This window comes from Rudaea sp., from assembly GCF_036383415.1.
In the GTDB taxonomy this organism is placed as follows: Bacteria; Pseudomonadota; Gammaproteobacteria; order Xanthomonadales; family Rhodanobacteraceae; genus Rudaea.
In genome coordinates, this window is sequence record NZ_DASVOK010000390.1 from 1 (window position 1) to 6,941 (window position 6,941).

General features: G+C 63.0%; 4 protein-coding genes. All 4 read left to right on the plus strand.

What is annotated here, in order from left to right; translation table 11 throughout:
• Positions 1–3: 3 nt before the first annotated feature.
• Positions 4–606: a YhgN family NAAT transporter gene (locus VF497_RS14385; protein WP_330889902.1), complete on the plus strand. Its 603-nt coding sequence runs from the start codon at positions 4–6 to the stop codon at positions 604–606.
• Between the two features lie 61 nt (positions 607–667).
• Positions 668–2,377, plus strand: coding sequence for a lysophospholipid acyltransferase family protein (locus tag VF497_RS14390; RefSeq protein WP_330889896.1), 1,710 nt, complete (start codon positions 668–670; stop codon positions 2,375–2,377).
• 397 nt (positions 2,378–2,774) lie between these two features.
• Positions 2,775–6,218 carry a TonB-dependent receptor gene (locus VF497_RS14395; protein ID WP_330889898.1) on the plus strand — a complete coding sequence of 1,148 codons (3,444 nt, stop codon included), beginning with the start codon at positions 2,775–2,777 and terminating at the stop codon, positions 6,216–6,218.
• Between the two features lie 192 nt (positions 6,219–6,410).
• The coding region (locus tag VF497_RS14400; RefSeq protein WP_330889900.1) for a pyrimidine/purine nucleosidase domain-containing protein at positions 6,411–6,941 on the plus strand (531 nt) is incomplete at its 3' end.

A 6,941-nucleotide genomic window follows, 5' to 3' on the forward strand; every position in this document is an offset into this window, starting at 1 on the left:
TGTATGGGCACGAGCATCACCACGTTATCCGCCGGGATCATGCTGTTCCTGATCCTCGATCCGCTCGGTAACATCCCGATCTTCCTGAGTCTGCTCAAGAACGTCGCGCCGCAGCGGCGCCGCTTCGTGTTGGTCCGCGAACTCGTGATCGCCTTGGTCACCCTGTTCGCCATCCTGTTCTGCGGCAGCACCGTGCTCAAGCTGATGCAACTGCGCATCGAGTCGGTCAGCATCGCCGGCGGCATCGTGCTGTTCCTGATTGGCGTGAAAATGGTGTTCCCGCGCGAGGGCGGCGTGTTCGGCAACATCGAAGGCGGCGAGCCGTTCATCGTACCGATGGCGATACCGGGCGTGGCCGGCCCGTCGGCGATGGCCGCGCTGATGCTCATGGCGAACTCGGAACCCGGCCGCACCGCGGATTGGAGCATCGCCTTGTTCTGTGCCTGGCTCGCCACGGCGCTGATCCTGCTCGCCTCGACCTGGCTTTTCCGCCTGCTCGGCCAGAGCGTGCTCAGCGCGATCGAGCGCCTGGTCGGCATGCTGCTCGTGGCGCTGTCGGTGCAGATGTTCCTCGATGGCATCACCGCTTACATGAAGCTGAGCTAGCGATTCTCCGGTTTGTAACAAACCGCCGCTAGCGTGTCGCCTACGGGGAGAGGGCGACACCATGATCAGCGTCGAACGCAGCTTTTTCGAGAAATTCCCACGTCTGGCTGCGGGACGCGCACGCAGCTTCTCGCAGCCGGTTGTCGAATTGCTGCGCAAGGTCGCCTGCGAGGACCGCATCAACCGCGTGCTGGCCGAATTCGCACCGCGGACCGGTTTCGATTTCGTCGAGCGCGCGCTGGAAGGCTTCCGCATCAGTTATCGCATCGCGCACACCGACCGCGAGAACATCCCCGCGGAAGGCCGCGTCGTCATCGTCGCGAATCACCCTTTGGGCGCGTTCGACGCGCTGGCGCTGGTGCATCTGGTTGGCAGCGTGCGTCGCGACGTGCGCATCCTGGCCAACGACGTGCTTACGCAACTCGCGCAGTTGTCTTCGCTGTTGCTGCCGGTCAATGTGTTCGGCGGCAGCGGTGCTTCCGCTGGACGTCTGCGCGACGCCTATCGCGCGCTGGAAAACGAACAGGCGCTGATCGTGTTCCCGGCGGGCGAAGTATCGCGCATGGGCCCGCAGGGCGTACGCGACGGGCGCTGGTCGTCCGGTTTCGTGCGCATGGCGCGTCACGCGGGCGCCCCGGTACTGCCAGTGCATATCGCCGCGCACAACTCGCCGACGTTCTACGGCGTGTCGATGCTGGCGAAGCCCTTGTCGTCGTTGTTGCTGCCGCGCGAGATGTTCGTCCCGCAGCAGCTCGGCATCAGCGTCGGCGAACCGGTTGCGGCAACCGAACTCGGTGCGGACAAGGCCGAGCCGGTCGCGCAGGCGATGCGCCGCCACGTCTACCAGCTCGCCAAACGCCGGCCGACCGTGTTCGCGACCTCGCGCACGATCGCGCATCCCGAATCGCCGCTCGCGATCCGCCACGCGCTCAAGCGCGCGCAGGAACTCGGCGCGACCCAGGACGGCAAGCGCATCCTGCTGATCGACGCGCAGCCCGACTGCCCGGTGCTGCGCGAAATCGGCCGCCTGCGCGAACTGTCGTTTCGCCGTGTCGGCGAAGGCTCGGGCCTGCGCCGCGATCTCGATCGTTTCGATGCGCACTACCGCCATCTCGTACTCTGGGACGAGCAGGCGCTGGCAATCGTCGGCGCCTACCGCCTCGGCGAAGGCGCGCGCATCCTCGCCGCGCAGGGCCTGCCCGGCCTGTATTCGTCGACCTTGTTCGACTATGCGCCGGAGGCGCACGAATTCATCGCCGAAGGCGTCGAGCTCGGCCGCAGTTTCGTCCAGCCCGCGTACTGGAATTCACGCAGCCTCGACTACCTCTGGCAAGGCATCGGCGCGTATCTGCGTCATCGTCCGGACCTGCGCTACCTGTTCGGTCCGGTGTCGATCAGCGCCGCGCTGTCACCGGCAGCGCGCGAGTGGATCGTGCATTGCCATCGCCACTACTTTGGCGACGGTGAGGGCCTGGCTGCGTCGCGCAATCCGCTGAAAATCTCGCCGCATGTCGAAGCCGCCGCCGCGCAGGCTTGGGTCGACAAGGACGCCAAGGCCGGACTGATGTTCCTCAAGCGCCAGCTCGCGCAAATGGATTGCTCGATTCCGACTCTGTACAAGCACTACGTCGACCTGTGCGAACCCGAAGGCGTGCGTTTCCTCGCATTTGGCACCGATCCGGCCTTCGGCCATTGCGTCGACGGCCTGATCCGGCTCGACCTCCAGTTTCTGCGTGCGGCCAAGCGCTCGCGCTATCTCGCGGCCGCTTGAGCCTTGATCCAGTTGGGCACCTCGAAAAACCTACTGCGCTCGATGTTGCGCGCCGGCGGTGCTCGGAATCCTCATGTATGTCTGAGTACACTCCGGTTCCTGCGCTCCGGCGACGCGCAAATTCTCTTCGCTCGCTACGGTTTTTCGAGCCGCCCAGTTCATGTTTGTAAAATTTGCGACGGAACTGGCAAACGTTAGAAAACTGTCATAAAGTGTAGTTAAGCTCGTGTTAACACGTCTTGCGCGCGTCGCGGACCGTGTACATACGCATCGAAACGGCCGAGCGCCGGTTCGATCACTTGGGGTCACGGGGGTCACCAGGCCGGCAGCGCATGCGCGCCGCGTAGAGCTATTGGGGTCCGCAATCAAAGCTGGAAACGGTCAGGAGAGAAAGAACATGATGAAGAATCAGTTGAGGGTCAAATTGCTCGCGGGCGTGATCGCATCGGCCTTGGCGGTATCCGCCCCGGTCTATGCGCAGGACACGACTTCGGGCCTGACCGGTCGCGTGGTGGACGCCAAGGGCGCGCCCGTCGCCGGCGCCAAGGTCAAGATCGTGCACGTGCCCTCGGGCACCACGTCGAGCGCCACGACGGATGCGAGCGGTCGCTACGTTGCGCAGGGTCTGCGCGTCGGCGGTCCGTACCACATCGAAGCGACCGGTGGCGACATCGCCAAGGAAGCCGATGTCGACAACGTGTTCCTCAACCTGGGCCAGGTCTCCACGGTCAATCTGGCCGAACCTGCCGCAGCCGCTGCGCAGCTCGAAGGCGTCACCGTCACGGCCAATGCCGCGCAAATCGCCGTGTTCAACTCGGACAACAAAGGCCTTTCGACCAACATTTCACATGCCCAGCTCGAAGCCGCAGTCAACGCCGACCGTTCGTTCCAGAACATCGCGCGCATGGATCCGCGCGTTTCGGTCACCGACCGTGACTCGGGCAACGTTTCCGCGAACGGCAAGAACTACCGCTACAACTGCATCACGGTCGACAACGTCAACGCCGGCGACCCCTTCGGTCTGAACGGCAACGGCTTGGCGACGATCACCGGCTCGCCGATTTCGATGAACGCGATCGACTCGGTGCAGGTCTCGACCTCGAATTTCGACGTGTCGCAGCGTGGCTGCGTCGGCGCCAACGTCAACATGGTGTCGAAGAGCGGCACCAACGAATACCATGGCGAGATCTACTATGGCTATCGCACGGCCAAAGACGGCTTCATGGGCGAGATCGCCCCGGTCGGCAGCACCACGGACAGCCCGTACCTGGGCTGGAAACGCGAGTGGACGTCGGGCTTCAACGTCGGCGGCCCGGTCATCAAGGACACGCTGTTCTTCTTCCTGAGTTACGAGCAGAGCAAGCGCATCGGCTACGGTCCGTCTTCGGGGCCGAGTGATGCGACCAGTGCCGGCACATCGCCCGTGCAGGGCATCAATACCGCGTTCTACAACAGCGTGCTCAGCAAGGCGCAGACCCTGGGCCTCAATCCGGGTGATCGCTCGCTCGCCAACCTGACCAACAAACGCTATCTCGCCAAGGTCGACTGGAACATCAACGATCAACAACGCGCCGTATTCCGCTACAGCGAGACCAAGGAATTCCAGCCGGTGACGACCGGCAGCGCGACGCAGGTCAGTCCGAACAGCAACTGGTACTTCAACAATCGCAATATCAAGAGCTATCTCGGCCAGTTGTTCAGCGACTGGAGCGATGTGTTCTCGACCGAGGCCAACCTGCAGTTCACCAAGATCGTGACCTCGCGCGGGCCGTTGGTCGGTGGCTACCAGCCGGTGGTGTCGGTGTCGAACTCGACGACGTCCTCCACGCCGAACGTCACCCTCGGCACCGAGTTTTCCAGCCAGGTCAATGCGCTCGACATCAAGCAGGTTTCGGGTTACTTCGCCGGTACCTGGCATCTGGGTGAGCACACGGTCAAGGCCGGCGTGAACGGTGCCCAGGACAAGATCTACAACGCCTTCATGCAGGGCTACTACGGCAGCTACACGTATTGGGCGCCGAGCAATAACTCGATCGACAATTTTGCCAACGGCGCGTGGGAAGCCTATTCGATCAAACAGCCGGCGCCGGGCTTCGACCTCAACAGTTCGCAGGCAAACTTCAAGAAACAGCAGTACGGCGTGTTCCTGCAGGATACCTGGCAGATGACCGACCGCTTCTCGCTGACCTACGGCGTGCGCATGGATGCTCCGCGTTTCCCCGCGAGTCCGCTGTACAACCCGTGCTTCGCCGCCGCGCCGGGCACCGCGTTCACCGCGAAGAACTCGGACGGGTCGACGCTGTGCACCGCGGCCAAAGGCGGCTTCGGCTACGCCAACAACACGTTGCCGAGCACCGCGCCGATGTTCCAGCCGCGCGTGTCGTTCAACTACGAGTTCGACACCGAGTACAAGACGCAGTTGCGTGGCGGCGTCGGTGTGTTCGTCTCCGACGTGCCGACGGTGTGGTACTCGAACTCGTTTGGCAACTCCGGCCTGACCGCGGTTACCTACAGCCTCTCCGATCTGAGCAGCAATCCGGTCGGCACGCTGTTGTGCAGCTCGAACGGCACCTCGTTCTCGAAGGCGCCGGCAACGGGCTGTCTGCTGGGACAGATTTCTTACACCAAGCAGGCACCGTCCTACAGCGCGGCCAATCCGCTGATTCCGGGCGGTACCACTCCGGCGCCTCCGGGAGCCAACGGCGCGCAGATGGGCGTCGATACGATCGATCCGAACTTCAAGATGCCGCGCACCACGCAGATCGCGCTCGCGTTCGATCGCGAACTGCCGTGGATGAGCATCATCAGTTCGGTGGAATTGAATTACACCAAGACCAACGACGACATCCTGTACAAGATGCTCAACTACGGAACGCCGACCGGCGTTGGTCCGGACGGACGCAACCTGTACTACGGTACGATCTCGGGCACGTTTGCGACAGCCAAGAAGAATGCGAACTCGGCGTTCGGCACGGTCACGGAACTGACCAATTCGCATGCCGGACAGTCCACCTCGCTGACGTGGTCGTTCACCAAGCCGATGGCGGACAACTGGAGCGCGATGATGGCGTTCCGCGTGGGTCATTCGACTGACGCGAATGCGGGCGCGTCGAGCGTGGCCAATTCGAACCTCCAGGCCAACATGTGGGTCAACCCGAACCAGGACAGCATCGCGACGTCGAACTACGACGTACCGAAGCGCGTGATCGCCGGTGGCACCTGGCAGCACAAGTTCTTCGGTGACTACAAGACCCAGGTCAGCCTGTTCGCCGATCTGCATTCGGGCGCGCCGTACAGCTGGATTGCCGGCAACGACATGAACGGCGATGGTTACTCGCGCGACCTGATTTACATTCCGAGCTCGGCCACCGACGTGGCATGGAAGGCGGGCACGACGGCCACGCAGATCCAGCAGTTCATGAGCTACGTGCAGAACAATCCGTATCTGCGCGAGCACATGGGCCAGATCGCCGGCCGCAACGCGGTGCGTTCGCCCTGGGTCAACCAGTTCGACTTGTCGTTCAAGCAGGAAATCCCCGGCATCTTCGAGGGCAACAAGGGTGAACTGCGCTTCGACTTCTTCAACTTCGGCAACCTGCTCAACAGCAAGTGGGGTGTGGAGAAGCGCGCGACGTTCCCGCTGTTCCGCCAGCTCGCGAACGTGACCGGCATCGATCCAGCGACCGGCAAGTACATCTACGACATCACCGGCGCGCAGTACAAGGACGCCAACGGCAACTATCGTCCGCAGGCGCTGCTCGTCAACGAAACCGGCGGCGGCGGCACGTCGATCCCGAGCCAGCGCTGGTCGGTCATGATGACGGCGAAGTACACGTTCTGATCGTACGTTCGCGTACGCAGAACGCGTCGAGAAAGGCAGGCTGGCGTCCGCAAGGGCGCCGGCCTTTTCTTTTGCCGGAACTTGCGTGGAATTGTGTACGCTCGGATACTACGAGGTCGCTTCGCTGCTCGCGGCGCTTCGGCCGCGGAGCCCTTCGCGGGGCGGGAAGTCCGGCTTGAGGAAAAATATACAATGTCACAACCCACGGTAAACGCGCGCATCTCCCCGGTCGCCGGCATGGATGTGCTTTCGCGCGACGAGGTCACGCGCCTGCGCGATGCGAGCAAGAGCGGTCTGCACGGTCTCCTGCGACGTTGTGCGCTGGCTGTGCTCGATTCCGGCGATGTGGCGACCGACGATGCACGCGGTTTGCTCGAACGCTATCCCGATTTCGACATTCAGGTGCTGCAGCAAGACCGCGGCGTCAAGCTCGAAATCAAGAACGCGCCGGCGCGCGCGTTCGTCGAAGGCAAGATCATCCGCGGCATCAACGAGCTGCTGTTCGCGGTCGTGCGCGACATCGCCTACGTCGCCACGCAGATGGACGCGGGGCGCTTCCACCTCGACACCTCGCACGGCATTACCCATGCGGTGTTCGAGATCCTGCGCAACGCGCGCGTGCTCAAGTCGAACACCGACCCGAACCTCGTCGTCTGCTGGGGCGGGCATTCGATCAACCGCACCGAGTACAAGTACACGAAGATGGTCGGCTACGACCTCGGC

Coding starts and splice junctions, on each gene's coding strand:
- VF497_RS14385 (WP_330889902.1), top strand. CDS start 4: ATGGGCACGAGCATCACCACGTTATCCGCCGGGATCATGCTGTTCCTG.
- VF497_RS14390 (WP_330889896.1), top strand. CDS start 668: ATGATCAGCGTCGAACGCAGCTTTTTCGAGAAATTCCCACGTCTGGCT.
- VF497_RS14395 (WP_330889898.1), top strand. CDS start 2,775: ATGATGAAGAATCAGTTGAGGGTCAAATTGCTCGCGGGCGTGATCGCA.